Annotated in this window: 27 protein-coding genes; 12 read left to right on the forward strand and 15 right to left on the reverse strand. The window is 67.9% G+C overall.

Annotated elements, in window-relative coordinates:
* Positions 1 to 130 precede the first annotated feature (130 nt).
* From ACN6PJ_RS09095 to ACN6PJ_RS09105, 3 genes are all read right to left on the reverse strand, one after another.
* A complete protein-coding gene (locus tag ACN6PJ_RS09095; protein WP_427995798.1) occupies positions 131 to 568 on the reverse strand; it encodes an ATP synthase subunit I in 438 nt (145 codons plus the stop codon).
* Positions 569 to 922: 354 nt separating this feature from the next.
* Complete coding sequence (locus tag ACN6PJ_RS09100) at positions 923 to 2,482, reverse strand: DUF1254 domain-containing protein (RefSeq protein WP_427995546.1); 1,560 nt, start codon at positions 2,480 to 2,482, stop codon at positions 923 to 925.
* 529 nt (positions 2,483 to 3,011) lie between these two features.
* Positions 3,012 to 3,788 (reverse strand): enoyl-CoA hydratase, encoded by a 777-nt coding sequence (locus tag ACN6PJ_RS09105; RefSeq protein WP_427995547.1) that lies wholly within the window; start codon positions 3,786 to 3,788, stop codon positions 3,012 to 3,014.
* Positions 3,789 to 3,827: 39 nt separating this feature from the next.
* Here ACN6PJ_RS09105 and ACN6PJ_RS09110 point away from each other — a divergent pair, with 39 nt between their 5' ends.
* Positions 3,828 to 5,600: a M61 family metallopeptidase gene (locus ACN6PJ_RS09110; protein ID WP_427995548.1), complete on the forward strand. Its 1,773-nt coding sequence runs from the start codon at positions 3,828 to 3,830 to the stop codon at positions 5,598 to 5,600.
* Between the two features lie 14 nt (positions 5,601 to 5,614).
* Here the strand turns inward: ACN6PJ_RS09110 and ACN6PJ_RS09115 are convergent, their stop codons facing one another.
* Positions 5,615 to 6,502, reverse strand: coding sequence for a LysR substrate-binding domain-containing protein (locus ACN6PJ_RS09115; protein WP_427995549.1), 888 nt, complete (start codon positions 6,500 to 6,502; stop codon positions 5,615 to 5,617).
* Positions 6,503 to 6,621: 119 nt separating this feature from the next.
* Here ACN6PJ_RS09115 and ACN6PJ_RS09120 point away from each other — a divergent pair, with 119 nt between their 5' ends.
* A complete protein-coding gene (locus ACN6PJ_RS09120) occupies positions 6,622 to 7,581 on the forward strand; it encodes a Bug family tripartite tricarboxylate transporter substrate binding protein (protein ID WP_427995550.1) in 960 nt (319 codons plus the stop codon).
* Between the two features lie 83 nt (positions 7,582 to 7,664).
* The gene (locus tag ACN6PJ_RS09125) at positions 7,665 to 8,426 is read left to right on the forward strand and encodes a maleate cis-trans isomerase family protein (protein WP_427995551.1); all 762 of its coding nucleotides are present in this window, start codon (positions 7,665 to 7,667) and stop codon (positions 8,424 to 8,426) included.
* Between the two features lie 20 nt (positions 8,427 to 8,446).
* Here the strand turns inward: ACN6PJ_RS09125 and ACN6PJ_RS09130 are convergent, their stop codons facing one another.
* Entirely contained in the window at positions 8,447 to 9,361 is a 915-nt protein-coding gene (locus ACN6PJ_RS09130; RefSeq protein WP_427995552.1) for a LysR family transcriptional regulator, read from the reverse strand.
* Between the two features lie 103 nt (positions 9,362 to 9,464).
* On the opposite strand from ACN6PJ_RS09130, the gene pcaD reads away from it, so the two are divergent.
* Positions 9,465 to 10,262, forward strand: a complete 798-nt coding sequence (gene pcaD, locus ACN6PJ_RS09135; RefSeq protein WP_427995553.1) for a 3-oxoadipate enol-lactonase — start codon at positions 9,465 to 9,467, stop codon at positions 10,260 to 10,262.
* Between the two features lie 4 nt (positions 10,263 to 10,266).
* On the opposite strand, the gene ACN6PJ_RS09140 is transcribed toward pcaD, so the two are convergent.
* From ACN6PJ_RS09140 to ACN6PJ_RS09160, 5 genes are all read right to left on the reverse strand, one after another.
* Entirely contained in the window at positions 10,267 to 11,229 is a 963-nt protein-coding gene (locus ACN6PJ_RS09140) for a Bug family tripartite tricarboxylate transporter substrate binding protein (protein ID WP_427995554.1), read from the reverse strand.
* Between the two features lie 44 nt (positions 11,230 to 11,273).
* Positions 11,274 to 11,972, reverse strand: coding sequence for a 3-oxoacid CoA-transferase subunit B (locus ACN6PJ_RS09145; protein WP_427995555.1), 699 nt, complete (start codon positions 11,970 to 11,972; stop codon positions 11,274 to 11,276).
* 1 nt (position 11,973) lies between these two features.
* Positions 11,974 to 12,639 (reverse strand): 3-oxoacid CoA-transferase subunit A, encoded by a 666-nt coding sequence (locus ACN6PJ_RS09150; protein WP_427995556.1) that lies wholly within the window; start codon positions 12,637 to 12,639, stop codon positions 11,974 to 11,976.
* Positions 12,640 to 13,608, reverse strand: coding sequence for a Bug family tripartite tricarboxylate transporter substrate binding protein (locus ACN6PJ_RS09155; protein WP_427995557.1), 969 nt, complete (start codon positions 13,606 to 13,608; stop codon positions 12,640 to 12,642).
* Positions 13,609 to 13,747: 139 nt separating this feature from the next.
* Positions 13,748 to 14,650, reverse strand: a complete 903-nt coding sequence (locus ACN6PJ_RS09160) for an NAD(P)/FAD-dependent oxidoreductase (RefSeq protein WP_427995558.1) — start codon at positions 14,648 to 14,650, stop codon at positions 13,748 to 13,750.
* Between the two features lie 124 nt (positions 14,651 to 14,774).
* Here ACN6PJ_RS09160 and folB point away from each other — a divergent pair, with 124 nt between their 5' ends.
* The gene (gene folB / locus ACN6PJ_RS09165) at positions 14,775 to 15,134 is read left to right on the forward strand and encodes a dihydroneopterin aldolase (protein ID WP_043542083.1); all 360 of its coding nucleotides are present in this window, start codon (positions 14,775 to 14,777) and stop codon (positions 15,132 to 15,134) included.
* 2 nt (positions 15,135 to 15,136) lie between these two features.
* Positions 15,137 to 16,114, forward strand: a complete 978-nt coding sequence (gene ttcA / locus ACN6PJ_RS09170) for a tRNA 2-thiocytidine(32) synthetase TtcA (protein ID WP_427995559.1) — start codon at positions 15,137 to 15,139, stop codon at positions 16,112 to 16,114.
* Here ttcA and ACN6PJ_RS09175 read toward each other — a convergent pair whose 3' ends face one another.
* The 5 genes from ACN6PJ_RS09175 to apaG form a co-directional block, all read right to left on the reverse strand.
* A complete protein-coding gene (locus ACN6PJ_RS09175; RefSeq protein WP_427995560.1) occupies positions 16,115 to 17,071 on the reverse strand; it encodes a D-2-hydroxyacid dehydrogenase family protein in 957 nt (318 codons plus the stop codon). It lies immediately after the preceding gene.
* A gap of 64 nt (positions 17,072 to 17,135) precedes the next feature.
* Positions 17,136 to 17,933 carry a DsbC family protein gene (locus ACN6PJ_RS09180; RefSeq protein WP_427995561.1) on the reverse strand — a complete coding sequence of 266 codons (798 nt, stop codon included), beginning with the start codon at positions 17,931 to 17,933 and terminating at the stop codon, positions 17,136 to 17,138.
* 165 nt (positions 17,934 to 18,098) lie between these two features.
* The gene (locus tag ACN6PJ_RS09185) at positions 18,099 to 19,268 is read right to left on the reverse strand and encodes a UbiH/UbiF family hydroxylase (RefSeq protein WP_427995562.1); all 1,170 of its coding nucleotides are present in this window, start codon (positions 19,266 to 19,268) and stop codon (positions 18,099 to 18,101) included.
* Positions 19,265 to 20,563 (reverse strand): murein transglycosylase A, encoded by a 1,299-nt coding sequence (mltA, locus tag ACN6PJ_RS09190; protein ID WP_427995563.1) that lies wholly within the window; start codon positions 20,561 to 20,563, stop codon positions 19,265 to 19,267. The genes ACN6PJ_RS09185 and mltA overlap by 4 nt, the downstream gene beginning before the upstream one ends.
* Before the next feature lie 36 nt (positions 20,564 to 20,599).
* A complete protein-coding gene (gene apaG, locus ACN6PJ_RS09195; RefSeq protein ID WP_039882644.1) occupies positions 20,600 to 20,974 on the reverse strand; it encodes a Co2+/Mg2+ efflux protein ApaG in 375 nt (124 codons plus the stop codon).
* A gap of 127 nt (positions 20,975 to 21,101) precedes the next feature.
* Here apaG and rpe point away from each other — a divergent pair, with 127 nt between their 5' ends.
* The 6 genes from rpe to trpC all read left to right on the forward strand — a co-directional run bounded on the left by rpe (position 21,102) and on the right by trpC (position 26,797).
* Positions 21,102 to 21,830, forward strand: a complete 729-nt coding sequence (rpe, locus tag ACN6PJ_RS09200; RefSeq protein WP_427995564.1) for a ribulose-phosphate 3-epimerase — start codon at positions 21,102 to 21,104, stop codon at positions 21,828 to 21,830.
* A 12-nt stretch (positions 21,831 to 21,842) separates the two neighbouring features.
* Positions 21,843 to 22,550, forward strand: coding sequence for a phosphoglycolate phosphatase (locus ACN6PJ_RS09205; RefSeq protein ID WP_427995565.1), 708 nt, complete (start codon positions 21,843 to 21,845; stop codon positions 22,548 to 22,550).
* Positions 22,551 to 22,820: 270 nt separating this feature from the next.
* The gene (gene trpE, locus ACN6PJ_RS09210) at positions 22,821 to 24,341 is read left to right on the forward strand and encodes an anthranilate synthase component I (protein WP_427995566.1); all 1,521 of its coding nucleotides are present in this window, start codon (positions 22,821 to 22,823) and stop codon (positions 24,339 to 24,341) included.
* A gap of 60 nt (positions 24,342 to 24,401) precedes the next feature.
* Entirely contained in the window at positions 24,402 to 24,968 is a 567-nt protein-coding gene (locus ACN6PJ_RS09215) for an aminodeoxychorismate/anthranilate synthase component II (protein ID WP_427995567.1), read from the forward strand.
* A 12-nt stretch (positions 24,969 to 24,980) separates the two neighbouring features.
* The gene (trpD, locus tag ACN6PJ_RS09220) at positions 24,981 to 26,012 is read left to right on the forward strand and encodes an anthranilate phosphoribosyltransferase (protein WP_427995568.1); all 1,032 of its coding nucleotides are present in this window, start codon (positions 24,981 to 24,983) and stop codon (positions 26,010 to 26,012) included.
* Positions 26,009 to 26,797: an indole-3-glycerol phosphate synthase TrpC gene (trpC, locus tag ACN6PJ_RS09225; protein ID WP_427995569.1), complete on the forward strand. Its 789-nt coding sequence runs from the start codon at positions 26,009 to 26,011 to the stop codon at positions 26,795 to 26,797. Before trpD ends, trpC begins: the two co-directional genes overlap by 4 nt.
* The last annotated feature ends 81 nt before the right edge of the window (positions 26,798 to 26,878 follow it).

Raw genomic sequence — 26,878 nt, forward strand, 5'->3', positions numbered from 1 at the left:
GCTGAATATACGCGGACTGAGGCGACACGTCGCTGGCAGCAGCCATTTGAATCCTACCCTATTTGCTGTATGCCCGACCCTTGCGAATCGGACGATTCCACGATTTCGTTTGCCGCAAACCTGCTCGGCGCTAAGACAACTTGCGGAACATCAGGAGCAGGAGATAACCCTTCAACGTGAGTATCAGCCCGAGCAGCGCGGCAGGCCATACAAGGCTGTCCTGCGCCACACGCGAAAGCAGCCACAACAGCAGTGCCGTTGCGAACAACTTGATCAACTCACCAGAGAGAAAGGTAAAAGGACTGGCTTTACCGGCCCGTACGCTGACAGCCAGGCGCAATGCGAACAACGCATTGGGTATGAAATACGCCCCCGCCCCCGCCAACGCCGACCAACCTGCCGCCGACCCTCCGACAACCCCCGCAATTACCGCTGCTGCGAGCCCCATGGCGCCTTGCGCAGCCAATGCCAACAGGAGCCCGCGGCTTGCTTGAGCGTTCAGCGCCGCGCGGTCCGCGTCGCTAAGTACCAGAACTTTATCCGCCGCGCCTTGGTCGAATCCTTCCATACCTCGGCTCCCAACCGGACCCTGCTGCCGCAAATCCTGCAAATTTTGCTGCACGGAGTTCTGTTGCATCAAACTTCCTCGCTTTGCTTCTTGCCCCTGTCAGAACCGGCGCATCCTGCGCACCACGTGTTCTTATCCCGCAAGCGTCAAACTCGCAGAGTATAGCTTGATTCTTTTTACCCGAGCAAATGAACTTTCGGGCGTTTGTAAGGTGTAAACAACGCCCGCCCGGCGGAAGAAAATTAGGGACGCGAACGGCGCCGGACAAGCCTCCGCGCCCTTCTGCCTGCCCTGCGCGCCAAAGCGCCAGGCCGCCCGGAAAGAGCGGCCCGGCGCCGGGCCATCGAGTGCCGTTCAGTCCTCCTTGACCGGCGGCGGCGCCCACTGGCCGTCCAGCGCCGTGTCTTGCGGCCAGTACAGCCGCATGCTGAGCAGGAACGGCGCATCGGCGGCCGGAGTGGCGAGCCAGTTCGAGCGCTTGCGCTCACCCGGATCGCGCTGCTGGATATAGATGTCCAGTGAGCCGTCCGCGTTGTACTTCAGGGCGTCCGTGCTGCGCAGCACGTAGCGGTTGGCCGGATTGTCGGCGAAACCGTACTGGGCGTTATAGACATGCAGCGACCAGAACGCGTTGGCCGGCGGCAGCTGCCCCTTGTCGAAATGCAGCACGTAATCCTCGTCGGAATTCAGCGTGCGGCCCTTGGAATCGGACACCGTCACCGGATACAGGACGTCTTCCGGCGTCGGGGCGCCCAGCCCGGCATAGGCGATCGCGGCGCGGCGCCCGTAGTCGGTGCCATAGGTCCCGATGCCGGACAGCACGGTATTCCAGCCGTTGAGCGGCGTGCCCAGGCGCGACACGCCGTCGGCGATGCGCCGGCCGGCCAGCGGCTGGGCGTCGGTCAATGCCTGCTGCACGGCCGGGCTCAGGCTGCCATATGAGAAGGGACGCTGGCTGTCCAGGCCGATGCGGCGCATGCGGTCGAGGATAGGCGTGTCGTTGGCGTGCGGCGGATTGTTGCGCAGCACGTCGAAAAACAGCGTGAAAAAGGAAGCGGCATCCATGGCCGCGGCCTGCTCCGCCGGCGTGCCGTCGGGCAGCGCGGGCGCGGGCGCCGGCGCCTGCAGCCCGCTGCCGATGGGGGCCGCCCCCACGCCGGGACCGGTCTGCGGATACGCGGTGCCAGCGTTGCGGTTGCGCGCCGGCCGCGAGGCCGGCGTGGCCGGCACGGCCAGCGGGCTGGCGGTCATGCCGGCCTGGATCTGGTTGACCGCGGCATAGTCCTGGGGCCCGCCCGTCTGCGTCCAGCCGATGAGCCAGCCGGTGGCCGTCGGGCTGTGGATCACGTCCATGCCGGCGGGCGTGCTGCCCTGCCAGCCAGGGCCGACGATGACGAAGGATTGCGCGCCCTTGCCATTGGTGCGCGCGCCGCGCGAGGCGAAGACGTCGCTCCACATGTCCAGCGCGGACAGCACGGAGTAGCGGTCGCCCGTGGCGGGCAGGTTCACGATCAGGGGCGCCCGGGATACGTCGAACCACAAACTGGAATACAGCGCGTCGGCGCTGGGCCACGGCGTGTCCGCGGCGCGGGGATCGGGGAAAGAGGCCTTGTGGCCGAACTGGTTCATCGGCGCCTTGCCGTCCAGCGGGCTCTGCACCGCCGTGGCCTTGCGGCGGGCCAGCTCCATCAGGACCATCGGATACGCGTAGACGTAGGCGTCGATTGCCGTGTCGCGCAATTCCTGCTCGCTCATCTGCGGCGCGGGCGCCGAGGAGGCGGGATACGGCGTTTCGGATACGAGGCGCAGGGATGGACGCGGGGACTGAGCCTGGACGGCGGTAACGAAGCAGGCGCTCAACGCGCCTGCGAGTACAGCGGCGGACCACCGGCGGGTAGCGATAGACGTACGCATGCAAGGCTCCTTTTTGATGTTGTTTGCAAGCGAGCCGCGGCGCGGGACTTGCCAGTTCGGGCAAGCCTCTCTGGCGCGGCACCTCAAGATGACGCCCATCCAGGATAGGACCGAACCCTGCAACAAGGTGCTGACCAAGCGTTTCAAGGCGCAACGAGAGGGAATAGAGGCCCCCACGCTGCGCACGCGTTGCGTGCTTGCTGCCCCCCGAGGGGGCTGGCCCGCCTTGGGGCGGCCCGGCGGCGGGCCGGCCATTCTGGCGAAGACTGCCAACGCTGCGCACGCGTTGCGTGCTTGCTGCCCCCCGAGGGGGCTGGCCCGCCTTGGGGCGGCCCGGCGGCGGGCCGGCCATTCTGGCGAAGACTGCCAACGCTGCGCACGCGTTGCGTGCTTGCTGCCCCCCGAGGGGGCTGGCCCGCCTTGGGGCGGCCCGGCGGCGGGGCCGGCCATTCTGGCGAAGACTGCCAACGCTGCGCACGCGTTGCGTGCTTGCTGCCCCCGAGGGGGAGCTGCGCCGCCGTAACCAACCTTAACGGTGTTTGAATTCCGGTTTGCGCTTTTCCGTGAAAGCGGCCATCCCTTCCTTCTGGTCTTCCGTCGCGAACAGCGAATGGAACACGCGGCGCTCGAACAGCAGGCCTTCGTTCAGCGAACCTTCGAAGGCCCGGTTGACGCACTCCTTGGCCATCATGACCGACGGCAGGGACATGGAGGCGATGACCGTGGCGGCGTCCATGGCTTCTTCCATGAGCTTGTCGGCGGCGACCACGCGCGACACCAACCCGGCGCGCTCCGCTTCCTCGGCGCCCATCATGCGGGCGGTCAGCGCCAGGTCCATGGCCTTGGCCTTGCCCACCGCGCGCGGCAGGCGCTGGGTGCCGCCCGCGCCGGGGATCACGCCCAGCTTGATTTCGGGCTGGCCGAACTTGGCGGTGTCGGCAGCGATGATGATGTCGCACATCATGGCCAGTTCGCAGCCGCCGCCCAGCGCGTAGCCGGCCACCGCCGCGATCACGGGCTTGCGGATGCGCTTGAGCGTTTCCCAGTTGCGGGTGATGTATTCGCCGCCGTACACGTCCATGTACGACCAGTCTTTCATCGCGCCGATATCGGCGCCCGCGGCAAACGCCTTTTCGCTGCCGGTGATGACCACCGCGCCGATGTCGGGATCGGCTTCGAAAGCCAGCAGCGCCGCGCCGAGCTCATCCATCAGTTGATCGTTCAGCGCGTTCAACGCCTTGGGGCGGTTGAGCGTCAGCAGGCCGACGCGGCCCCGGGTTTCGACCAGCACAAACGACTCGCTCATTGCATGTCTCCGAAGTGGTATGAAAGTAAGATTATGGCTATGGAAAAAGACCAAGCCCCGCCGCTACTTTACCGCCTCGCGCCCCATGACCCCGCCGGACACCGCTACCGGATAACCCTAACCATCCCGGCCCCTTCCCCTGGCGGCCAGCGGCTGTCCCTGCCGGCCTGGATTCCGGGCAGCTACCTGATACGCGATTTCTCGCGCCAGATCGAATCGCTGGCGGCCTATTCGGGCTCGCGCCGCGTGGCGGTCGACAAAACGGACAACCACACCTGGCAGGCCGCGCCCTGCGACGGCCCGCTGCGGGTCGAATACGTGGTCTACGCCTGGGACCTGTCGGTGCGCGGCGCGCACCTTGACGAAACCCACGGCTTTTTCAACGGCACCAGCGTCTTCCTGCGCGTACACGGCCAGGACCATCTGCCGTGCCTGGTCGACCTGGCCCCGCCGCGCGGCATCGACGGCTGGAAGGTCTACACCAGCCTGCCGGAAGCCCGCGGCCGCCAGGGCGCGGCCCGCCGCCACGGCTTTGGGTTGTACCGGGCTCCGGACTACGACGCGCTGATCGACCATCCGGTCGAAATGGGCACGCCGCAAGTGTCCAGCTTCACGGCGCACGGCGCCGAGCACGAACTGGTGTTCACCGGCGTCGCGCCCAATCTGGACCTGGCCCGCATCACCGAGGACGTGCGCAGGATCTGCGAAACGCAGATCGCCTTCTTCGAACCCCGGACCCGGCGCGCGCCCTTCCTGGACAGTTCGGACCGCTACGTCTTCATGACCATGGTCACGGGCGACGGCTACGGCGGCCTGGAGCATCGCGCGAGCACGGCGCTGATGACCGCGCGCAAGGACCTGCCCGTTCTGGGGCAGCAGGGCCAGGGCGAAGGCTATCGCGGCTTCCTGGGCCTGGTCAGCCACGAGTACTTCCACACCTGGAACGTCAAGCGGATCAAGCCGGAAGCGTTCGCGCCCTACGACCTGTCGCAGCCGGACCTGACCCGCCTGCTGTGGGTCTTCGAGGGCTTCACGTCCTACTACGACGATCTGCTGCTGCTGCGCTCGGGCGCCATCAGCCGGGCCGACTATCTGCGGCTGCTCGCCAAGACCATCTCCAGCGTGGCGCGCACGCCGGGCCGAGGCAAGCAATCCGTGGCCGAGAGTTCTTTCGACGCCTGGACGCGCTATTACAAGCAGGACGAAAACTCCCCCAACGCCCTGGTCAGCTACTACACCAAGGGCGCGCTCGTGGCGCTCGGGCTGGATCTGCTGATCCGCCGCGAAAGCGCGGGCGCGCGCTCACTGGACGACGTCATGCGCCTGTTGTGGGAACGCTATGGACGGGATTTCTACCGGGGCAAGCCCCAGGGCCTGCCCGAAGACGGCCTGCCCGCGCTCATCCAGGAAGCCACGGGCGTCGACACCCGCCGCTTCATCGCGCGGCATGCCTATGGCACGGCAGACGTTCCGCTGGCGGAACTGCTGGAGCCGCAGGGCGTCACGCTGCAATGGAAATCCGCGGCCAATATCCCGTCGCTGGACGTGCGTACCCGCAAGCAGGGCGAATCGCTGACGCTGGCCACGGTGCTGGAAGGCGGCGCCGGGCACAAGGGCGGCCTGTCGGCCGGCGACGTGCTGGTGGCGATCGACGGCCTGCGCGTGGATGCGCCGGCCGGGCTGGACCTGCTCCTGGCGCAATACCGGCCGGGCGACAGGGTGACGGTGCACGTGTTCCGCCGCGACGAGCTGCGCGCGTTCCGCGTGAAGCTGGGCGCGCCGGACACCTCGGAGTGCGTGTTGACGGCCTGAGGCCGCCGGCGGCCTCAGGCCTCGCCGTCCCCCATCTGCGCGGCGGTCTGTAGAAAGGTATCGAGCGCGCGCCGCCGGCCCTGGCGGCGCGTCACCGCATACACCGTCGCGCGCGAAATGGCGGCGGGCAGGCCGCAGACCGCAACGCGGTCGCCCAGATGGCGGCAGGTCGAGCGCGGCACCAGCGCCACGCCCAGCCCCGCCGCGACCAGCGCCAGTTGCGCCGGCACTTCGGCCACCGTCTGCGCCACGGACAGCGGCATCCCGGCGCGCGCGCAGATCTCGGCCAGATGGCGCGCAAATCCCGACGTATCCTGCCGCAGCATGACGAACGGGTCGCCGGCCAGGTCGCTCAGCTCCAGGCGCCTGCGGCCTGCCAGCGGGTGCTTCCGGGGCAAGGCCGCCACCACCGGATCGGGCCAGAGCGGCATGGCCTGCAGTTCTTCGTCGTCGACCGCGGTGCGCGAAATGCTCACGTCGATACGATGCCCCCGCAGCGCTTCCAGCTGCGCCGCCGGATTCATTTCATTGAGCAGCACCGACACCTGCGGATGCTCGGCCGTGTAGCGCGCGATCAGCGCCGGCACCGGGCCCAGGAAATGCGAGCCCGACAGCCCCACCTCGATCCTTCCCGCCAGCCCCTGGTCCACCGCCCGGGCGCGCACGGTGGCGTCCTTCAGGCTCGCCAGCAGGGCGCGCACGTCGTTCAGAAAGGCCTCGCCCGCCTCGGTCAGCGCCACGCGCCGGTTGTTGCGGTCGAACAGCCTCACATCCAGCTCGCGTTCCAGCTGGGCGATCTGCAGGCTGAGCGGCGGCTGCGAGATATGCAGGCGCGCCGCGGCCCGCGTGAAGTTCAGCTCTTCAGCCAGCACGGCGAAGTAGCGAAGTTGACGGATTTCCATGGCGGGCAGTTATTTGGGAAAGATATGAAACCAGACAAAAACTATATTGGAAACTATCGTTCGCGGCGAGCAGAATAAGCCCTGCCCATAGAGCACACGACAATAACCGGAGACCTGCCATGCAAAAACTGTTCGCCGCCGCCCTGCTGACCGGAGCGGCATTCGGCGCCCACGCCGCCGACGATTTCCCCAACCGCACCCTGTCCCTCGTGGTGCCCAACCCGCCCGGCGGGCTGGTGGACACGTCCGCCCGCATCGTGGCCGAACCGCTGGCCGCCGCGCTGGGCAAGCCGGTCGTGGTCGAGAACAAGGACGGCGGCAGCGGCAACATCGCTTACCAATACGTCGCGCGCGCCAAGCCCGACGGCTACACCTTGCTGGTGTCGTACTCGGCGTATCACGTGGGCAACCCCAACCTCACGGCCAAGCTGCCCTGGGCGCCCAAGGACTTCGTACCGGTGGGGCTGGTGACCGTGTCCAGCAACGTGATCGCGGTGCATCCCTCCATCAAGGCCTCCAACATCACGGAATTCGTGGCCGAGGTCAGGAATTCTCCCGGCCGCTTCAACTACGCCTCGCAAGGCGTGGGGTCGCTGTCCCACCTCGGCACCGAAGTCTTCAAACAGCAGACCGGCGCGGCGATGTTCCACGTGCCGTACCGCGGCTCGGGCGCCGCGATCCAGGACGTGCTGGCGGGCAACGTGCAGGTCTTCATCACCACGCCGCCCTCGGTGATGGGCCACGTGCAGACCGGCAAGCTGAAGGCCCTGGCCGTGACCAGCCCCAAGCGCCACCCCATGCTGCCCGATGTGCCGACCACCGCCGAGGCCGGCCTGCCCGAGTACCAGCTGGAATCCTGGGTGGCGCTGTTCGCGCCGGCGGGCACGCCGCAGCCCGTCGTCGACAAGCTGGCCGCCAGCGTCGAGGCCGCGCTCGCCCAATCCGCCACCGTGCAACGCGCCCAGGCTGCCGGCATCGAAGCCCGCTTCGAAGGTCCCGAAGCGCTGAACCAGCGCGTCTCCACGGAACTGGCCTATTGGCAGCGCACCGTCGCCGCCGCGGGCATCACCGCCGACTGATTCCCCCATACCGCATGCTTCCCGCTCCTCGCGCCGACGGCGCGAGGACGGGGCCTCTTTCGCCTTTTTTCAGGAGCGCCGCCATGACCTCATCTCCCCGCAGCCTGCGCATCGGCCAGATCGTGCCCAGTTCCAACACCACCATGGAGACGGAAATCCCGGCCATGCTGCGCCTGCGCGAAACCATCGCCGCCGAGCGCTTCACCTTCCATTCCAGCCGCATGCGCATGAAGCAGGTGACCGCCGCCGAACTCGCGTCGATGGACCGGGAGTCGGACCGCTGCGCGCAGGAACTCTCCGACGCGCGCGTGGACGTGCTGGGCTACGCCTGCCTGGTGGCCATCATGAGCCAGGGACTGGGCTACCACCGCGTTTCCCAGGAGCGGTTGCACCGGGCCACCGCGGACAACGGCGCGCCCGCGCCCGTCATTTCCAGCGCGGGCGCGCTGGTCGAGGGCCTGCATGCCATCGGCGCGCGCAAGGTCGCCATCCTGACCCCGTACATGAAACCGCTGACCCGCCTCGTCGTGGACTACATCGAGAACGAGGGCATCGAGGTGCACGACAGCCTGTCGCTGGAGATCGCCGACAACCTGAAGGTTGGCGCGCAGGATCCGCTGGCGCCCGCCAGCCACGTCGCGCGCCTGGACACCCGAGGCGTGGACGCCGTGGTGCTGTCTGCCTGCGTGCAGATGCCGTCGTTGGCGTCGATCCAGCCCGTGCAGGACCGGCTGGGCCTGCCGGTGGTGACCGCCGCCGCCGCGACGGTCTACCGGATGCTCAAGGTGCTGGACCTGGAAGCGCGCGTGCCCGACGCGGGCGAACTGCTTACCGGCAAGTATTGAGCGCGGGGCAGGCGCTTCCCCTAGCGCTTGCGCAGCGCCCGCCGCAAGGCGGGCGCCGCATCCTGCAAGTGGCGCCACAGGCGGTTCGACACCGGCCCTTGCGGCCGGTCCGTGCGCCGCGCCGCCACCAGCTCCTCGACGCTGCCCGGCATGTGCGGATTGGAGATCGAAAGCAGTCGGCCATCCCGCAGCTCGTCCTCGACGAGATAGCGCGGCAGATGGCCCCATCCCATACCCTGCAGGATGATCTCTTTCTTCATCAGCTGGTCCGCCACCGTGCACTGGCGCGCGCCCGCTACCGTGAAGTAATCCCGCGACGGGGTATGCCTCGCCGTGTCGCGCATGATGCATTGCGTGTACTCGCGCATCTGCTCGGGCCCGACCTTGCGCGGCAGCGGCTCGCGCAGCAGACCGGGCGCCACCACGGGCACGAAAGGCACCTTGGCGAGGTCGACCCATTCGATCCGGGCATCGCTCTTGTCCACCCGGTGCAGCACGAGATCCGCCTCGCCATCGTCCAGGCGTTCCTGCGGCCCCCCGACGGCCTCGAAAAGCAGGTCCAGGCGCGTGGCCGGACAGGCCGCGAAGAACCGGCTCAACAGCCCCAGCACGTATGGCCGCGGGCAGAAATCGCCGATCACCACGCGTAGCTCGGTCTCCTCGCCCATGGCCAGCTGGCCGGCGTGCGCGCGCAAGGCGGTCAGTTCGCGCAGCAGGGACTGCGCGCGCCCATGGAAAGACCGTCCGGCGCTGGTCGGGCGCACGCGATAGCCGCTGCGGTCCAGCAGCGCGAATCCGAGCTGCCGTTCCAGTTTGGCCACGGCGGCGAACACCGCCGGATGCGATCGGTGCAGCGAGGCGGCCGCGGCCTGGAATCCGCCGGCGCGCACCACGGCGTCGAAGCATTGCAGATCATGGAGGGTGAATTCGCTCATGTCTGTTTTTCCGACAATGACTGTGCAAACTTTGTAATTTCTTATTGAACACGGCGCAACTAATCTTTGCCTCGCACACTCACCACGACGAGGCAGACACCGCATGCAGAACATTCATTTCCTCACCGCCGGCGATGGCGCCCGCATCGCCTACCGCTTCGACGGAGACGCCAGCCTTCCGACGCTGGTGCTGTCGAACTCCATCGGCACAACGCTGCACATGTGGGACGCCCAGATCCCCGCGCTTGCGCGCCGCTTCCGCGTGCTGCGCTACGACACCCGGGGCCACGGCGCATCCAGCGTGCCGCAGGGCCCCTATTCGCTGGACCGCCTGGGCCGCGACGTGGTGGAGCTGCTGGACGGGCTGGACATCCCGCGCGCGCATTTCCTGGGGCTGTCGCTGGGCGGCATCGTCGGCCAATGGCTGGGCGTGCATGTTCCCGAGCGGCTTGATCGCCTCATCCTGAGCAACACGTCGGCCTACCTGGGCCCCGCGCCGCAATGGGACGAGCGGATCGCCGCCACGCTGCGGGCAAGCGACATGGAGGAGACGGCCGCGATGTTCCTGCAGAACTGGTTCCCGGCCCCCATGCTCCAGGCCGGCGGCCCCGAAGTGGAGAGATTCCGAGGCATGCTGCTGCGCACCGACAGGCACGGACTGGCGGGCGCGTTCGCGGCCGTGCGCGATGCCGACCTGCGCCGGACCATCGCGCTGATCCCCAATCCCACGCTGGTCATCGCCGGCCTGCACGACACGGTGACCGCGGCCAGCCATGGCGAACGGATCGCCGCCGGCATCCCGGGCGCCAGGCTGCTGACCCTGCCCGCGGTGCATCTGCCGAATATCGAATTGCCCGAAGCGTTCGAAGCCGCCGTGCTGGAATTCCTGCTGGCGGCCTGAAGCGTCAGTTCAGCCTGGCGCCCGACGTTTCGACCGCCTTCTTCCAGGTGACGAGTTCGCGCTCGATGTGGCTGGCGAACTCGGCGGGCGTGGAGCCCACGGTTTCATAGCCGTACCCCTCCACCTGCTGCTTCAGGGCCGGCCGCGCCAGCGCCTCGGCGATGCCGCGGCTCAGGGTATCGACGACTTCGGGCGGCGTGCCCGCCGGCGCCAGCACGCCGTACCAGCCATTCACCACGAAACCCGGCACGGTTTCAGCCACTGTCGGCACGTCGGGCAACAAGGGCGAGCGGCGTTCCCCCGTGACGGCGATGGCCTTCAGCTTGCCGGCCCGCACCTGGGGCAGCGATGTGGAGATGCTGTCGAACATCAGCGACACCTCTCCACCCAGCAGGGCCACCACGGCCGGACCGCTGCCCTTGTAGGGCACGTGCATCATGTCCGCGCCTGTCTGGTTCTTGAACATTTCCGCGGCCAGGTGGCTGGTGTTGCCATTCCCCGCGGACGCGAAACTGAGCTTGCCGGGATGGCTCTTGCCGTAGGCGATGAGCTCGGCGACGGTATCGGCGGGGGTCTTCAGGGGCGCCGCCACCAGCATCGGCAAGGTGGCGACCAACGATACCGGCGCGAAATCGCGGCGCGTATCGTAAGGCAGGGAGGGATACAGACTGGGATTGATCGCGTGGGCCGCCAGCACCATCAGCAAGGTGTAGCCGTCGGGCCTGGCGCGCGCCAGCTGCGCGGAGGCAATGGTGCCGCCCGCGCCCGGTTTGTATTCCAGCACCACGGGCTGGCCCCATTTCTTCTGCAGTTCCGCGCCCAGCGGCCGCGCCAGCATGTCCGCGCTGCCGCCGGGCGGATAGGGGATGAGCAAGGTGATCGGCTTGTCGGGATACGCGGGCCCGGCCTGCGCGGCGCCCATGCACAACATGCCCAGCGTTGCCGCGGCCAGTATGGAACGGATCATCAGGGTCTCCTTGGCCCGGGATCGGGCTAGACGCGCAAGGCGCTTCAGGCGTAGCGCGGCGTGCCGTCGGCCTCCAGCACGATGCGCAAGGGCGCCGCCGCGAAATGCAGCGGCGCCCCGGTTACCGAACGCAGGAATGCTTCCTCGACGCCGGGCGCCATCGCGTGGACGCGCAAGCCCTCCGGCGCCACGTCGATCACGGCCAGGTCGGTATAGATGCGCGTCACCACGCCCTTGCCCGTCAGCGGGTACGTGCAACGTTCCAGCAGTTTCGGCGCGCCGTCGCGGCCGCGGTGCTCCATGGTGACCAGCACCTGCCTGGCGCCCACGGCCAGATCCATCGCGCCGCCCACGGCGGGGATGGCATCGGCCGCGTCGGTCTTCCAGTTGGCCAGGTCGCCCCGCTCCGACACCTGGAAGGCGCCGAGCACGGCGTAGTCCAGGTGGCCGCCGCGCATCATGGCGAACGAAATGGTGTGCTCGGTGATCGATGCTCCCTGGCGCAGCGTGACCGGCTGGCGGCTGGCGTTGATCAGGTCGGCGTCCACGTTCTCGCCGCTGGCGGCCGGGCCCATGCCCAGGATGCCGTTTTCGCTATGCAAGAGGATGTCCTTGTCGGGCGGAAGGTAGTCGCCCACCAGCGTGGGCATGCCGATGCCCAGGTTGACGATGGAGCCATCCGGGATGTCGCCGGCCAGGAGCCGGGCGATCTGCTGCCGGGTCAAGCCCGTGATTTCTTGCATGTCAGGCCTCCATCCGCACGACGGACTTCACGAAGATGCCCTGCGTCATGATCTGCTCGGGCGCCAAGGCGCCCAGGGGCACCACTTCATCGACCTGCGCGATGGCGTGGCCTGCCGCCATGCACATCACGGGATTGAAATTGCGCGCGGCGTGGCGGTACATCAGGTTGCCCCAGCGGTCGCCCAGGTGCGCGCGGATCAAGGCGTAGTCCCCGCGCAGCGGCTGTTCCAGCACGTAGCCCACGCCATCGATCACTTCCTGGCGCCGCCCTTCGGCCAGTTCGGTGCCATAGCCGGTAGGCGTGTAGAACGGCCCCAGCCCGGCGCCGGCGGCGCGCAGGCGCTCGGCCAATGTGCCCTGCGGCACGCATTCCAGTTCGACCTCGCCGGCCCGGTAGGCCTGCGCGAAGACCTCTGAATTGGGCGGACGCGGATGGGAGCAAATGATTTTTCGCACTTGCTTGCGCAGCAGCAGCGCGGCAATGCCGCGCTCGAAGGTGCCCGCGTTGTTCGAGATGATCGTCAGGTCGCGCCGCCCCTGCTCCGCCAGGCAGTGCAACAGCTCGTAGGGCACGCCGGCCTCGCCGAAGCCGCCCACCAGCACCGACGCTCCATCGGGGATAACCGCGACCGCCTCGGCCATGGATGCTTGAATCTTGTCGATCACTTATTGCTCCTGCGCCAATCCGGCGGCATCCACGATCTGTTTCCAGCGCGCGCGTTCCTGGTCGATGAATGCCGAGAATTCCGCCGGCGTGTTGCCGCCCGCCTGCCCGCCCATGGCCTTGAAGCGCGCGCTGATCTCGGGGCTGCGCACGATATCGCGCGTGGCGGCGTAGAGCTTGTCGACGACGTCGTCCGGCGTGCCGGCGGGCGCCACCAGGCCGAACCAGGCGGTGACCACCATGTCCTGCACGCCGGCCTCGGCCATGGTCGGCACGTCCGGCAATTCCGCCAGGCGCTTATCGCTGGTGACGGCCAGCGCGCGCAGCTTGCCGGACTGGATGTACGGCATTGAACTGGGCAGGTTGTCGATCATGAAGGTGAACTGTTTGCCCAGCAGCGCGGCCACGGCCGGCCCCGCGCCCTTGTAGGGGATGTGCGTGCCGGGAATGCCCGCGCGCTGTTTGAAGAGTTCGGCCGAGAGATGCGGCGATTGGCCCGCGCCCGAACTGCCGAAGGACACATTGGAAGGGTTCCGCAGCGCCTCGGCCTTCAGCTCCGCCACCGTGCGCACGGGCGAAGCCTCGTTCACCACCAGCACGTTGGGCACCGAGATCACCAGCGTGACCGGCGCGAAATCGGCGGGTTTGTAGGGCAGCGTCTTGTATAGCGCGTAGTTGATGGCGTTGGGGCCGATGTTGCCCATCAGCAGCGTATAGCCGTCGGGCCTGGCCCGCGCCAGGGCCTGGGCGCCGATGATGCCGGCCGCGCCCGCGCGGTTTTCCACGATGACCTGCTGGCCCAGCTTGGCGCCCAGCTTGTCCGCGATCAGCCGCGCGGAGATATCGGTGGTGCCGCCAGGCGAGGCCGGGATGATGAGCGTGATCGGCCGTTCAGGCCAGGCGGCATGGGCCGGGCCGGCCAAGGCGGCGGCCATCGCGCCGGCGGCCAGCCAGCGGTACGCGTGCAACATGTCTGTCTCCCAATGCGATCATTGTTCGATCAACTTGTGGCACAGAGTGTGTGCGCCGCGCTGGCAAATGACCATTCTCCAATCTGGAGGAGAGGCTTCGTCTGGGCTTAACGCCGCCTGCGCGGCGCGCCCGATCGGATTACGATCCGGCGCGCTCCCAGCGCCGCTGGATGGCCTTGGCCGCCACGACGCCGTCGGCCATGGAGGTCACCACGCAGGGATGCATGCGGTTGGCCACTTCGCCCACGGCGTAGATGTCCGGCACGCTGGTTTCGGCGGTGGCGAAATCCGTGCGGATGTAGCCGCGCTCGTCGCGCGCCAACCGCAGGCTGTCGGCAAAGCCGGCCTGGGGCTCCCAGCCGTAGAAGACCAGGATCAGGTCGTACCGGCGGCCATCGACGGTGCGCGCGGCCGGGTCGACCTTGTACGGGCCGATGCTCACGCCGTCGCGGCCGGCGCGCGTCACCCATTGCTGCTGCGCGCGCACGCTGCGCGCATAGAGATGGACGGCGCGCGCGCCGCGGTTGCGCACGTAGACGTAGTTTTCGAACGCGTTGTCGCCCCCGCCCAGCACCGCCACGGACAGGCCGGAATAATCCTGCGCCACGATGGGCGAACCGGGTCCGATCAGCACGCCGGGCCAGGAGGCGCCCGGGGGATGGTCCGGCAGGCCCTTGGCCCGCACGCCGGACGCGATGACCAGGGTGCGCGCCCGCGCCAGGGTCTCGGCGCCACCCGGGCCGGCGAGCGTGGCCGCGATGCCGCCCTTGCAGGGACGCACCCCGGTAACGCGGGTCTCCAGCCGCAGCGGCACCCCGGCCGCGCGCACGCTCTCGGCGATATTGGCGGCCACCTGCTGCCCGGTGACGCCGGGCAGCACGGCGATCCAGTCGTCGGCGAACGGATTGTCGTTGCCCAGCCCCCCCAGCCGGTCGCTGGCCTCGACCAATAGCGGGGACAGGCCCAGCCTGGCCAGCCAAAGGGCGCAGGAGGCGCCGGCCGGGCCGCCGCCTACAATGACCGAATCGTGCATCTGTTGCATTTCACCCCTTATTGACTGCGCCGGCGCCTCGCGGGCGCCCGGACATGGCCGGATTGTAGCCAGCGGACCGCCCCCCTCCCCCGTCCGCCTTACAATTCCCGGCTACCCCATCCAGGTTTTCATCATGCCTACACGCCGCATCATTCTTTCCGGGCTCGCGCTCGACGCCCGCATCGGCATCCTCGAGCACGAGCGCCGCGCCACCCAGCCCCTGCACGTCGACGCCGACTTCGACGTGGACATCCAGCGCGAGGTCGACGACCACGACATCCACAGCGTGCTGGACTACCGCCGCCTGCGCGAGGCCATTGTGGAAGAATGCACGCATGCCCACGTGAACCTGATCGAAACCCTGTCCGAGCAGGTCGCCGCGCGCCTGCTCGCCGATTTCCAGGAAATCCGCGCGCTGCGCCTGCGCATCAGCAAGCCCATGGCCTTTTCCGACTGTGCGGCAGTGGGCGTGGAAATCCAGATCACGCGCTGACCATGAACGACATCGCATCCCCCGGCCTCCTCACCGGAGCCGAAGAGAAGAAAGCCCGCCACGAAGGCAACAAGCTGACCAAGCGGCTTGCCCGCGAGACCACCCGCGCCCTGTCCGACTACAACATGATCCAGGACGGCGACCGCGTGATGGTGTGCCTGTCGGGCGGCAAGGATTCCTATGCCCTGCTGGACATCCTGCTGCAGCTGCAAAAGCGCGCGCCGTTCAAGTTCGAACTGATAGCGGTCAACCTGGACCAGAAGCAGCCGGGCTTCCCGGCCGACATCCTGCCGCGCTACCTGACCGAACTGGGCGTGCCCTTCCACATCGAAACGCAGGACACGTATTCGATCGTCACGCGCGTGCTCGAGGAAGGCAAGACCATGTGCTCGCTCTGTTCGCGCCTGCGCCGGGGCATCCTGTACCGCGTGGCGTCCGAGCTGGGCGCCACCAAGATCGCCCTGGGCCACCACCGCGACGATATCCTGGGCACCTTCTTCCTGAACCTCTTCTATGGCGGCAAGGCCAAGGGCATGCCGCCCAAGCTGGTGTCCGATGACGGCCGCCACACCGTGATCCGCCCCCTGGCCTATGTGCCCGAAACCGACCTGATCGCCTATGCGGAGCTCAAGCAGTTCCCCATCATTCCGTGCAATCTCTGCGGCTCGCAGGAAAACCTGAAGCGCAAGGAAGTCGGCCGGATGATCAAGGAATGGGACAGGCAACACCCAGGCCGCTCCTGGAACGTGTTCAACGCGCTGTCGCGCGTAGTGCCCTCGCACCTGATGGACCGCGACCTGTTCGACTTCGTGGGCCTGAAGCCCACCGGCGTGCCGGACGCCAACGGCGACACGGCGTTCGACGCCGTGGATCCGGAAGAGGATGGCGCCGACGCCTGCGGCGACACGCCCCAGGCCCAGGAGCCGGGCGCCATCATCGAGAAGAAGGTGGTGTTCTCGCGCGGATCGCAGGAAGGGTGATCACGCGTTCAGCACGCGTATGGGCTTGCCCGCGTGCCATGCCTTCACGGCGTCGAGCGCGTTCTGGTAGAACGCCTCGAAATTCTCCCGGCTGACGTAGCCCAGGTGGGGCGTGAGGATCACGTTGTCGAGGTCCCGCACGGAATCCGTGGGCGAGAGCGGCTCTTCGGGGTAGACGTCGAGCCCTGCGCCCGCGATGCGGAATTTCACCAACGCATCCATCAGCGCCTCCTGGTCCACCAGGCCGGCCCGCGAGGTATTGACCAGATAGGCGGTCGGCTTCATTGCGGCCAGCGCCGCGGCGTCGACCACATGGCGGCTGCGCTCGGAAAGAATCAGGTGCAGGCTGACGACGTCGGACGTGGCGAAGAGCTCGTGCTTATCGACGCGCTTCACGCCCGCGGCCTCGGCGCGCTCGTCCGTGAGGTTGGGGCTCCAGGCCACCACATCCATGCCGAAGGCCAGGCCCACCCTGGCCACCGCGGTGCCCAGCTTGCCCAGACCGAGCACGCCCAGGCGCTTGCCCGCCAGCGGCTCCGGCATGGCCGTCTGCCACATGCCGCGGCGCATGGCGGCGTCTTCGGCGGGCAGGTGCTTGAACAGGCCCAGGATATGCGCCCAGGCGAGTTCGGCGGTGGCGGTGTTGGCATCGGCGCTGCCGGGCGCGCCGCAGACGATGACGCCCTGCTCGGCGCAGGCCTGCATGTCGATGGCGTTGTTGCGCATGCCCGTGGTGATCAGCAGGCGCAGATTGGGCAGCGCGCGGATGCGTGCCGCGGGAAACGGGGTGCGCTCGCGCATGGCCACGATCACGTCGAAGGCTTCGAGCGAGGTCTCGACCTGTTCGGGCGGAATGAAATTGTTGAAGATCTGCACCTCGGCGTCGCCGCCCAGGGAGGTCCAGTCCGCGTAGCGCCGGGCTACGTCGTGGTAATCGTCGAGTATTGCGATTTTCAAGTGCTGTCTCCGGGTGGCGTGGCGCCCGTGGCGCCAGCCTCCCGGCCGGCGCTCATGGCGCCGGTCAGTTCAAGCGGGCTTTGAGTTGCTCCAGCGGCAGCGCGCCGCTGGTGCGCGAGCCGTCCGCGAAAAACAGGGTGGGCGTGCCCCGCACCATCAGTTTCTGGCCCAGGGCCAGCAGCTTGTCCTCGGGCACATCGCAGTCGGCGGTGGCGGGCTTGCGGCCGCGCAGCATCCAGTCGTCCCAGGCTGCGCCAGGGTCCTTGGCGCACCATACGTCACGCACCTTGACCTTCGAGTCGGGCGACAGGATGGGGTAGAGGAAGGTGTAGACGGTCAGGTTGTCGACATCTTCCAGCGTCTTGCGCAGCTGCTTGCAGTAGCCGCAGTTGGGATCTTCGAAAATCGCCACCTTGCGCGAGCCGTCGCCCTTGACCTGCTTGATGGCCAGGTCCAGCGGCAATTGGTCGAACGTGACGGCGCTCAGGCGCTCCTGGGATTCCCGCGTGACGTCGCGGCGCGTCATGGCGTCGATCAGCGGACCTTCCATGACCCACGTCACCTTTTCATCCGTGTAGATCATGTCCATGCCCAGCTGCACTTCGAACAGGCCGTAGGGCGTGCGGCGCACGGCGGTGACGTCCATGCCGGAGAAGCGCTGCTCGAACCGCTCTTTGACGGCGTCCGCCGCGGGATCGGCCGGCGCCGCCTGGGTCGTCGAATAGCTCTTGTCGCCCTTGGCCGGCTGACCCAGCGACTGGGTGGAGACGGACTTGCCGTCCTGCGCGATGGCGCCGGTGGACACGCCCAGCCCCGCGGCCAGGAAACCAGCCGCCAGGGCGGCGGATATGCGGAAATTCATCAGTACTCCTGTACTTGTCTATCGTGTTCTACCGGGGAAGCGTAACCGATCCCCCCAAGGGCCGGCCCGGCGGAACCGTCTTGAAGTCAGACGTCCGCCCGCGGCCAAGGTTCCTCCCCTCGTCGGTGGCCGTGCGCCCGGCTGGAAGGCGCCCACTGCCTGGCGCTAGTTGGTCGAGGCGCCGGCGATCAGGCGGCGCTTGATGAGCGGCGCCCGTTCCACCCAATGCATGCCGGCATTGCGCAGCCACACCAGCGGCGTCGCCCGCGAGGCGAACAGCTTGTGCAGGCCGTCGGTCGCCAGTCGCATGGCCAGCACCGGCTCGGCCCGCGCGCGCTGGTAGCGGTGCAGGACTCTCAGGTCGCCCGCTTCCCGGTAGGGTTCGCGTCCGGCGACCGTGCGCGCCAGGGCTTCGACGTCGCCCAGGCCCAGGTTCAGGCCCTGGCCGGCCAGCGGGTGCAGGCGGTGCGCCGCGTCGCCCGCCAGCGCGATTCCGGGCGCGACCATCTGGGCGCGTTCCAGGGTCAGGGGAAATCCGTGGAGCTTGCTGCGGACCTTCAGGGCCCCCAGGCGGCCTTCGGCGGCATCGGCCAGCAGGGCCTCCAGGCGGGCGGCCTGCTCGGCGGCCGGCAGCGCCAGCAGGGCCTGGGCCCGCTCGCTGCGCATGGACCAGACCATGGAGACCTGCGGGCCGTCCGCCGTGTCGGGCAGCGGCAGCAGGGCCAGGACGCCATCGTCGCGGAACCATTGGAAGGCCGTTCCCTGATGCGGGTGCTCCGCGTTCAGGTGCACCACCAGGCCGGTGTCGTCGTAGGACTGGGACTCATGCTTCAGGCCGGCCGCCGTGCGCAGCGGCGAGGCCGCGCCGTCGGCGCCCACGAACAGTTCCGCCTGGATGCGTGCCCCGCTTTCCGTTTCGACCGCGCCGGCGTGGTATCCCGTGCAGCGGTCTTCCAGCCACGGGATGCCGAACATGCGCACAGCCTGGATCAGGACCCGTTCGATTTCGCCGGATTCGACGATCCATGCCAGCTGCGGCAATGCCGCCTGCCAGGCGTTGAGGTTCACCTGCCCGTCGGCGTCGCCGTGGATCTCCATGGCGCTGACCGGCGTCAGCCGCGAGGCGGGCATGGCGTCCCAGACGCCCAGTCCGGCCAGGAAACGCTGGCTGGCGGGCGAAATCGCGTAGACGCGCGGATGGTAGCGGTCGGGATCGGCCGCCGGCACGGCGGCGCGCGGCGCCAGCACGGCGACGCGCTGGCCGCGGCGGGCCAGCGCCAGGGCGGTGGACAGGCCGACGATGCCGGCCCCGCAAACGACGATCTGATGGCTCATCTTGCTGTCGGCTCCCCTGCCTGCTTGGGCCACAGCACCCACATCTGGCCGCGCTGCTTCATGCGGCCCGCCTGCTGCCCGGCCTCGTCGCCGTAGCCCCAGTAGAAGTCGGCGCGCGCCGCGCCGCGGATGGCGGTGCCCGTGTCCTGGGCGAACACCAGGCGCTGCAGCGGCCGGTCGGACGCCGGGTAGGTCGTGGCCAGGTAGACCGGCGTGCCCAGGGGCACGAAGCTTGCATCGACCGCCACCGAGCGCATCGGCGCCAGCGGAATGGCGTAGGCCCCCTTCGGCCCCTGTTCCGGATCCACCACGGGCTCTTCGCGGAAGAACACGACGGCCGGGTTGGCATTGAGCATTTCCGGCACGCGCTTGGGATTGCGCTGGGCCCAGGCCCGGATGTTCTGCATCGACGCCTGGTCCGCCGACAATTCGCCGCGGTCGATCAGCCAGCGGCCGATGGACGCGTAGGGCTGGCCGTTGTGGTCGGCGTAGGCCACGCGGATGGTCTTGCCGGTATCGGGGCCGTCGGTGAGCTGCACCCGGCCCGATCCCTGCACCTGCAGGAAGAAGTTGTCCACCGGGTCGTCCACCCAGACGACCACGGGCGGACGGCGGCCGGACGATTCGATGGCGGCGCGCGTGTCGTAGGGCACCACGCGCTTGCCGTCCAGCTTGCCCCGCACCCGCTTGCCCGCCAGGTCGGGATACACCGACCCCAGGTCGATCGTCAGCAGGTCGGCCGGCACGGCGTAAAGCGGCCACTGATAGTTGCCGCCCTGGCGGCGCGAACCGCGCACCAGGGGCTCGTAGTAGCCCGTGACCGTATTGCTGGCCGGCTTGCCGTCGGCCGCGTTCAGGCGCCAGGGCTGCAGATAGGTCTGCAGGAAGCGGCGCACGGCCTCGCCGTCGCCGGCGGCGGGCGCGCGGGACGGATCCACCGCCGCCGCGCAGACCGGCTGCCAGGCCCGCGGCGTGGCCCGCGCGGGAGCGGCCAGGTTGCCGGAGGTCGGCCGCATCAGCCCGCGGCAGTTGCGCAGGAAAAGGGGCCAGAATCGCGACAGGTCATCGCTGGTCCAGCCGGGCATTTCGGCCCAGGTCCCGGGCTTGAACTTGCCCGCCAGCGCGCGCGGCGGCGTGTCGGGCAGCGCCGACAGTGGCGGAACCACCAGCGGGCCGTCGGCCGGAAGGCGGCCGCCGGCCGTGCCGGGCGCTCCGGATTCGGGAGGGATGTCGGAGGGCGTGGAACATGCCGCCAGCAGTACGGACAGCACGGACAGACTGAGAATGCGCTTCATGAGCTGAGGAAAAACGTACGACGGGGGCCGGGCCATTCAGTGCAAGGTGCGCGGCATGGCCAGGACGAATTCGGATATCGGGACTTCGAACGGGATGCCGTTCTCGCCGACGCAGTGATAGGTGCCTCGCATCGTGCCCACCGGAGTGGGCAGGGGACAGCCGCTGGTGTATTCGAAGGTCTCGCCCGGCGCCAGCAGGGGCTGCTGCCCCACGATGCCCAGCCCGCGCACTTCCTGCACGCGCTGGTTGCCGTCGGTGATGATCCAGTGGCGGCTGATCACCTGGGCGGGATGCTCGCCCGTATTGGTGATGCGGACGGTATAGGCGAATACGAACTGCTGTTCGCCGGGATCGGACTGTTCGGGCACGAAGCGCGGAGAGACAGAGACGCTCAGGTCGTAAGGTTTCACAGTCCTTCCCTGTGTGGCTGCACGCGGGCGGCGCAACGTCGGCGCCCACGCTTGAAAGACGGAATTTCAGACGCGCCGGACCGGGGCATACCCGCTGCGGCGCCTCAAACTGCAATAATGGCACATTATGCCCTCCCCGACCCCGAACATCATGTCCAAGCAAACGGCCTCCACCCGCATTACTCCCAGCATCCTGTCGGCTGACTTCGCCCGGCTGGGCGAGGAAGTCCGCAACGTCGTCGCCGCCGGCGCCGACTGGATCCACGTGGACGTGATGGACAACCACTATGTCCCCAACCTGACCATCGGCCCGATGGTGTGCGCGGCGATCCGTCCCCACGTCTCGGTGCCCATCGACGTGCACCTCATGGTTGAGCCGGTGGACGACCTGGTCCCGATGTTCGCCAAGGCCGGCGCCGACTACATCAGCTTCCATCCGGACGCCAGCCGCCACGTGGACCGCACGCTGTCGCTGATCCGCGAAAACGGCTGCAAGGCCGGCCTGGTGTTCAACCCCGCCACGCCGCTGTCCTACCTGGACTACGTGATGGACAAGATCGACCTGGTCCTGATCATGTCGGTCAACCCCGGCTTCGGCGGCCAGAGCTTCATCCCCGCCGCCCTGGCGAAACTGCGCGAGGCGCGCGCCCGCATCGACGCCTGGACCCAGGCCGGCGGCCAGGAAATCGTCTTGCAGGTGGACGGCGGCGTCAAGATCGACAACATCGCCGAGATCCGCCGCGCGGGCGCCGATACCTTCGTGGCCGGCTCCGCCATTTTCGGCAAGCCGGACTACGCCGGCATCATCAAATCGATGCGCGAGCAGATCGCCATCGGCGAAACCACCGCCATCTGACCGGGAACCGACATGACCGCTTTTCGCGCCGCCCTGCTGGATCTCGACGGCACTCTCCTCGATTCCATCCCCGACCTGGCGTTCGCCGCCAATGCCATGCGCGTGGAGCTGGGCATGTCCCCGCTGCGCGAGGACGTGGTGGCCACTTTCGTGGGCAAGGGCGTGGACAACCTGGTCCGCCGCAGCCTGGCGGGCAGCCTCGACGGCGCCGACCCTGAGCCCGCCGAGTTCGAGCGCGCCCGCGCCGCGTTCTTCCGCCATTACCACCTGGTCAACGGCGAAAAGGCGATGGTCTATCCGGGCGTCATCGACGGCCTGAAGCACATGCGCGACCATGGCCTGAAGCTCGCGGTCGTCACCAACAAGCCCACCGAATTCACGTTGCCGCTGCTGCAGCGCACGGGCCTGGCCGGCTTTTTCGAGGCGGTGGTCTGCGGCGACACCTGCGCGCGCCGCAAGCCGGACCCCGACCAGGTCCTGCATGCCTGCGAGCTGCTCGGCGTCTCCGTGCGGGAGGCCGTGACCATCGGCGATTCCCTCAACGACGCCCAGGCCGGCCGCAGCGCCGGCACGCAGGTCCTGGTGGTGCCGTATGGCTACAACGAAGGAAGGGACGTGCGCGAGCTGGATGTCGATGGTATAGTTGACACGCTAGTCGACGCCGCCCAGTGGGTCGCGGTCTGGAATCAGAACCAGAACGCGGCAAAAACCGGCTCTTGAACGCCTCTGGCGGCTAGGCAGGCTCAACGCGAATTCAATACCGAATACAGCTCAATGAACGCTTCCATCCAGAACCAAATGCTCGGCGCCTCGTGGCGCTGGTGGCGTTTGTCTTCCGGGTGGCGATGATCCCTCCCGGCCCTGGACGCGTATGCCGCCTAGTGCCGTAGCTGTGTAACCACAGAGCCAAGCCCGGAACCAGTAACCTGGACCGGGCTTTTTTGTTGTGCGCCTGGTCCGATAGCAAATCCATCGCTTACGAGACCCGACATGACCGAAATCGAATTCAAGGCCCTCGCCGCGGAAGGCTACAACCGCATCCCGCTGGTCGCCGAGACCTATGCCGACCTGGACACCCCCCTCGGCATCTACCTGAAGCTGGCGCATGCCGGCCCCCTGGCCGGCCGCATGACCTGCCTGATGGAATCGGTGGTGGGCGGCGAGCGTTTCGGCCGCTATTCCTTCATCGGCCTGCCCGCCCGCACGGTGATCCGCGCCAGCGGCACCCGCACCGAGGTTCTGCACGACGGCAAGGTCGCCGAAACCCATGACGGCGACCCGCTGGCCTTCATCGAGCAATACCAAAGCCGCTTCAAGGTCGCCCTGCGCCCCGGCATGCCGCGTTTCTGCGGCGGCCTGGCCGGCTACTTCGGCTACGACACGGTGCGCCACATCGAGCCCTGCCTGGGCCCCGCGGTCAAGCCGTTTCCCGCCGGCATGGAGGGCGGCACGCCCGACCTGATGCTGATGCACGTGGACGAGCTGGTCATCGTGGACAACCTGGCCGGCCGCATCTACCTGATGGTCTACGCGGATCCCAGCCAGCCCGAGGCCTACAGCCGCGCCCAGCAGCGCCTGCACGACCTGCGCGTCCGCCTGCGCCGCCCGGTGGAAATCCCCTACAGCCACGCCAGCATGCAGACCGAAGAGCGGCGCGACTTCAAGAAGGAAGACTATCTGGCCGCCGTGCGCCGCGCCAAGGAACACATCGCCGCGGGCGACCTGATGCAGGTACAGATCGGCCAGGTCATCGCCAAGCCCTTCCGCGACTCCCCTCTCTCCCTCTACCGCGCCCTGCGGTCCCTCAATCCCTCCCCCTACATGTACTTCTGGAACTTCGGCGACTTCCAGGTGGTCGGCGCGTCGCCCGAGATCCTGGTGCGCCAGGAGCGCGCGGTGGAGAACGGCGAGCCCAAGTCGCAGATCACGATCCGCCCGCTGGCCGGCACCAGGAAGCGCGGCGCCACGCCCGAGGAGGACGCCGCCCTGGCCGCCGAACTGAAGGCCGACCCCAAGGAAGTGGCCGAACACGTGATGCTGATCGACCTGGCCCGCAACGACGTGGGCCGCGTGGCCGAGGTCGGCTCGGTGAAAGTCAGCGACACCATGGTCATCGAACGCTACTCGCACGTCATGCACCTGGTGTCCAACGTGACGGGCAACCTGAACCCCGGCATGAGCAGCATGGACGTGCTGAGAGCCTCATTCCCGGCCGGCACGCTGACCGGCGCTCCCAAGGTGGAGGCCATGAAGATCATCGACGAGCTGGAGCCCGTGCGCCGCGGCATTTATGGCGGCGCGGCCGGTTACCTCAGCTACGGCGGCGAAATGGACGTGGCCATTGCGATCCGCACCGGCGTCATCAAGGACGGCACGCTGTACGTACAGGCCGCGGCCGGCATCGTGGCCGATTCCAGCCCCGAAGCCGAATGGGCCGAGACCGAAGCCAAGGCCCGCGCCGTGCTGCGCGCGGCGGAGCAGGTGCAGCACGGCCTGGACGAACCCATCTGAGGCCCGCGCGGCCCGCCCCGGAACACCCCGGGCCGCCGGACGGCCCGACAGGAGAAAACAATGCTGCTGATGATCGACAATTACGACTCTTTTACCTACAACCTGGTCCAATATTTCGGCGAACTGGGCGAAGATGTGCGCGTGGCGCGCAACGACCAGATCACGCTGGAAGAGATCGCCGCCATGAACCCGGACCGCATCTGCGTGTCGCCCGGCCCCTGCTCCCCCGCCGAGGCCGGCATCTCCGTGCCTGTCATCCAGGCCTTCGCGGGCAAGAAACCCATCCTGGGCGTGTGCCTGGGCCACCAGGCCATCGGCGCCGCCTATGGCGGCGACATCGTCCGGGCGCAGCAGATCATGCACGGCAAGACCGTGCGTATCTCGCACACCGGCACCGATATCTTCTCCGGCCTGCCCACTCCGTACACGGCCATCCGTTACAACTCCCTCACCATAGACCCCGACACCCTCCCCGAGTGCCTGGAGGTGACGGCGACGGCCCCCGATGGAGACATCATGGGCGTGCGCCACAAAACTCTGCCGCTATACGGAGTACAGTTCCACCCCGAGTCCGTGCTCAGCGAGCATGGCCATGCCTTGCTGCGCAATTTTCTGAACCTCGCCTAAGAAGGAAGCATCGTGACGATTTCCCCCTCCGAAGCGCTGACGCGCTGCATCGAACACCGCGAAATTTTCCACGACGAAATGCTGCATCTGATGCGCATGCTGATGCGCGGCGAAATGTCGCCGCAGATCGCAAGCGCCCTGCTGATGGGCCTGCGCGTGAAAAAGGAAACGATCGGCGAGATCACGGCGGCCGCGCAGGTCATGCGCGAATTCGCCACCCCCGTGGTCACCCCCCACCCCGAAGACCTGCTGGACATGTGCGGCACCGGCGGGGACGGCAGCCATACCTTCAACATTTCCACCACCGCCATGTTCGTGGCCGCGGCCGCCGGCGTGCCGATCGCCAAGCATGGCAACCGCAGCGCCTCGTCTTCCAGCGGCAGCGCCGACGTGCTGGAGGCCCTGGGCGCCAACCTCGTGCTGACGCCCGAGGAAGTGGCCGAGTGCATCCAGGCCACCGGCATCGGCTTCATGTTCGCGCCCGCCCACCATGGCGCCATGAAGAACGTGGCCGCCGTGCGCAAGGAGCTGGCCGTCCGGACGATCTTCAACATCCTCGGCCCCCTGACCAATCCGGCGGGGGCCGCCAACCAGCTCATGGGCGTGTTCCACCCCGACCTGGTGGGCATCCAGGTGCGCGTGCTGGAACGCCTGGGCTCGCGCCACGTGCTGGTCGTGCACGGCAAGGATGGCATGGACGAGGCCTCGCTGGGAGGCGCCACCATGGTCGGGGAACTCAAGGACGGCAAAGTCCTCGAATACGAGATCCATCCCGAGGACTACGGGCTATCCATGATGTCCAACCGGAGCATCAAGGTGTCCAATCGCGAACAATCGCGCGAGCTTGTCATTGAAGCGCTCGAGAATGTCGAGGGCACGGCCCGCGACATTGTCGCGCTCAACGCCGGGCTCGCCATCTATGCCGGCAATAAAGCCGATTCCATTCCCGCAGCCTTAGCGCTAGCATTTGAACTGATTTCCACCGGCGCGGCGCGAGCCAAGCTGGAAGAATTCTGCGCATATACCCGGAAATTCCAGAAATGAACGATATTCTCGCGAAGATCCTCGCCGTCAAGGTCGAGGAAGTCGCCGCCGCCCGCCAGATGCGCAGCGAAGCCGAAGTCCTGCGCGAAGCGCAGGCCCGGCAAGACGTCCGCGGCTTCGCCCAGGCCATCGAAGACAAGATCTCGCAGGGCAAGGCCGGCGTCATCGCCGAAATCAAGAAAGCCTCGCCCTCCAAGGGCGTGCTGCGCGACACCTTCAATCCCGTCGAAATTGCCGCCTCCTATGCGGTGCACGGCGCGGCCTGCCTGTCCGTGCTGACCGACGTGCAGTTCTTCCAGGGCTCCCACGACCACCTGCGCCAGGCCCGCGCGGCCTGCTCGCTGCCGGTCCTGCGCAAGGACTTCGTGATCGATCCCTACCAGATCATCGCCGCGCGCGCCATGGGCGCGGACTGCGTGCTGCTGATCGTGGCCGCGCTCTCCCCCGCGCAACTGCGCGACATGGAAACCCTGGCGATGGAGCTGGGCATGGACGTGCTGGTGGAAGTGCACGATGCCAAGGAGCTGGACATCGCGCTGGAAATGAAGACGCCCTTGCTGGGCATCAACAACCGCAACCTGCGCACCTTCGAGACCAGCCTCTCGAACACGCTGGACCTCCTGCCGCGCATCCCGCCAGGCAAGCGCGTCGTGACGGAAAGCGGCATCCTCAAGCCCGAAGACGTGACGCTGATGCGCGAGCACAAGGTCGACGCCTTTCTGGTGGGCGAAGCCTTCATGCGCGCCAAGGATCCGGGAGTGGAGCTCGCGCGCCTGGTCGGCTAGTCCTCCCGCCGGCGGCCGCGAACCCGCCCGCCGGCCACCGCCGCACAGGCGAGGCGCGCCGGGAGCGGCCCGCCCCGGACC

This window comes from Achromobacter sp. (assembly GCF_050285585.1).
GTDB lineage: Bacteria > Pseudomonadota > Gammaproteobacteria > Burkholderiales > Burkholderiaceae_B > Achromobacter.

Excerpts from the sequence above, each read along its gene's own strand:
- ACN6PJ_RS09095 (WP_427995798.1), bottom strand. The coding sequence starts at position 568 with ATGGAAGGATTCGACCAAGGCGCGGCGGATAAAGTTCTGGTACTTAGC.
- ACN6PJ_RS09100 (WP_427995546.1), bottom strand. The coding sequence starts at position 2,482 with ATGCGTACGTCTATCGCTACCCGCCGGTGGTCCGCCGCTGTACTCGCA.
- ACN6PJ_RS09105 (WP_427995547.1), bottom strand. The coding sequence starts at position 3,788 with ATGAGCGAGTCGTTTGTGCTGGTCGAAACCCGGGGCCGCGTCGGCCTG.
- ACN6PJ_RS09110 (WP_427995548.1), top strand. The coding sequence starts at position 3,828 with ATGGAAAAAGACCAAGCCCCGCCGCTACTTTACCGCCTCGCGCCCCAT.
- ACN6PJ_RS09115 (WP_427995549.1), bottom strand. The coding sequence starts at position 6,502 with ATGGAAATCCGTCAACTTCGCTACTTCGCCGTGCTGGCTGAAGAGCTG.
- ACN6PJ_RS09120 (WP_427995550.1), top strand. The coding sequence starts at position 6,622 with ATGCAAAAACTGTTCGCCGCCGCCCTGCTGACCGGAGCGGCATTCGGC.
- ACN6PJ_RS09125 (WP_427995551.1), top strand. The coding sequence starts at position 7,665 with ATGACCTCATCTCCCCGCAGCCTGCGCATCGGCCAGATCGTGCCCAGT.
- ACN6PJ_RS09130 (WP_427995552.1), bottom strand. The coding sequence starts at position 9,361 with ATGAGCGAATTCACCCTCCATGATCTGCAATGCTTCGACGCCGTGGTG.
- pcaD (WP_427995553.1), top strand. The coding sequence starts at position 9,465 with ATGCAGAACATTCATTTCCTCACCGCCGGCGATGGCGCCCGCATCGCC.
- ACN6PJ_RS09140 (WP_427995554.1), bottom strand. The coding sequence starts at position 11,229 with ATGATCCGTTCCATACTGGCCGCGGCAACGCTGGGCATGTTGTGCATG.
- ACN6PJ_RS09145 (WP_427995555.1), bottom strand. The coding sequence starts at position 11,972 with ATGCAAGAAATCACGGGCTTGACCCGGCAGCAGATCGCCCGGCTCCTG.
- ACN6PJ_RS09155 (WP_427995557.1), bottom strand. The coding sequence starts at position 13,608 with ATGTTGCACGCGTACCGCTGGCTGGCCGCCGGCGCGATGGCCGCCGCC.
- ACN6PJ_RS09160 (WP_427995558.1), bottom strand. The coding sequence starts at position 14,650 with ATGCAACAGATGCACGATTCGGTCATTGTAGGCGGCGGCCCGGCCGGC.
- folB (WP_043542083.1), top strand. The coding sequence starts at position 14,775 with ATGCCTACACGCCGCATCATTCTTTCCGGGCTCGCGCTCGACGCCCGC.
- ttcA (WP_427995559.1), top strand. The coding sequence starts at position 15,137 with ATGAACGACATCGCATCCCCCGGCCTCCTCACCGGAGCCGAAGAGAAG.
- ACN6PJ_RS09180 (WP_427995561.1), bottom strand. The coding sequence starts at position 17,933 with ATGAATTTCCGCATATCCGCCGCCCTGGCGGCTGGTTTCCTGGCCGCG.
- ACN6PJ_RS09185 (WP_427995562.1), bottom strand. The coding sequence starts at position 19,268 with ATGAGCCATCAGATCGTCGTTTGCGGGGCCGGCATCGTCGGCCTGTCC.
- mltA (WP_427995563.1), bottom strand. The coding sequence starts at position 20,563 with ATGAAGCGCATTCTCAGTCTGTCCGTGCTGTCCGTACTGCTGGCGGCA.
- rpe (WP_427995564.1), top strand. The coding sequence starts at position 21,102 with ATGCCCTCCCCGACCCCGAACATCATGTCCAAGCAAACGGCCTCCACC.
- ACN6PJ_RS09205 (WP_427995565.1), top strand. The coding sequence starts at position 21,843 with ATGACCGCTTTTCGCGCCGCCCTGCTGGATCTCGACGGCACTCTCCTC.
- trpE (WP_427995566.1), top strand. The coding sequence starts at position 22,821 with ATGACCGAAATCGAATTCAAGGCCCTCGCCGCGGAAGGCTACAACCGC.
- ACN6PJ_RS09215 (WP_427995567.1), top strand. The coding sequence starts at position 24,402 with ATGCTGCTGATGATCGACAATTACGACTCTTTTACCTACAACCTGGTC.
- trpC (WP_427995569.1), top strand. The coding sequence starts at position 26,009 with ATGAACGATATTCTCGCGAAGATCCTCGCCGTCAAGGTCGAGGAAGTC.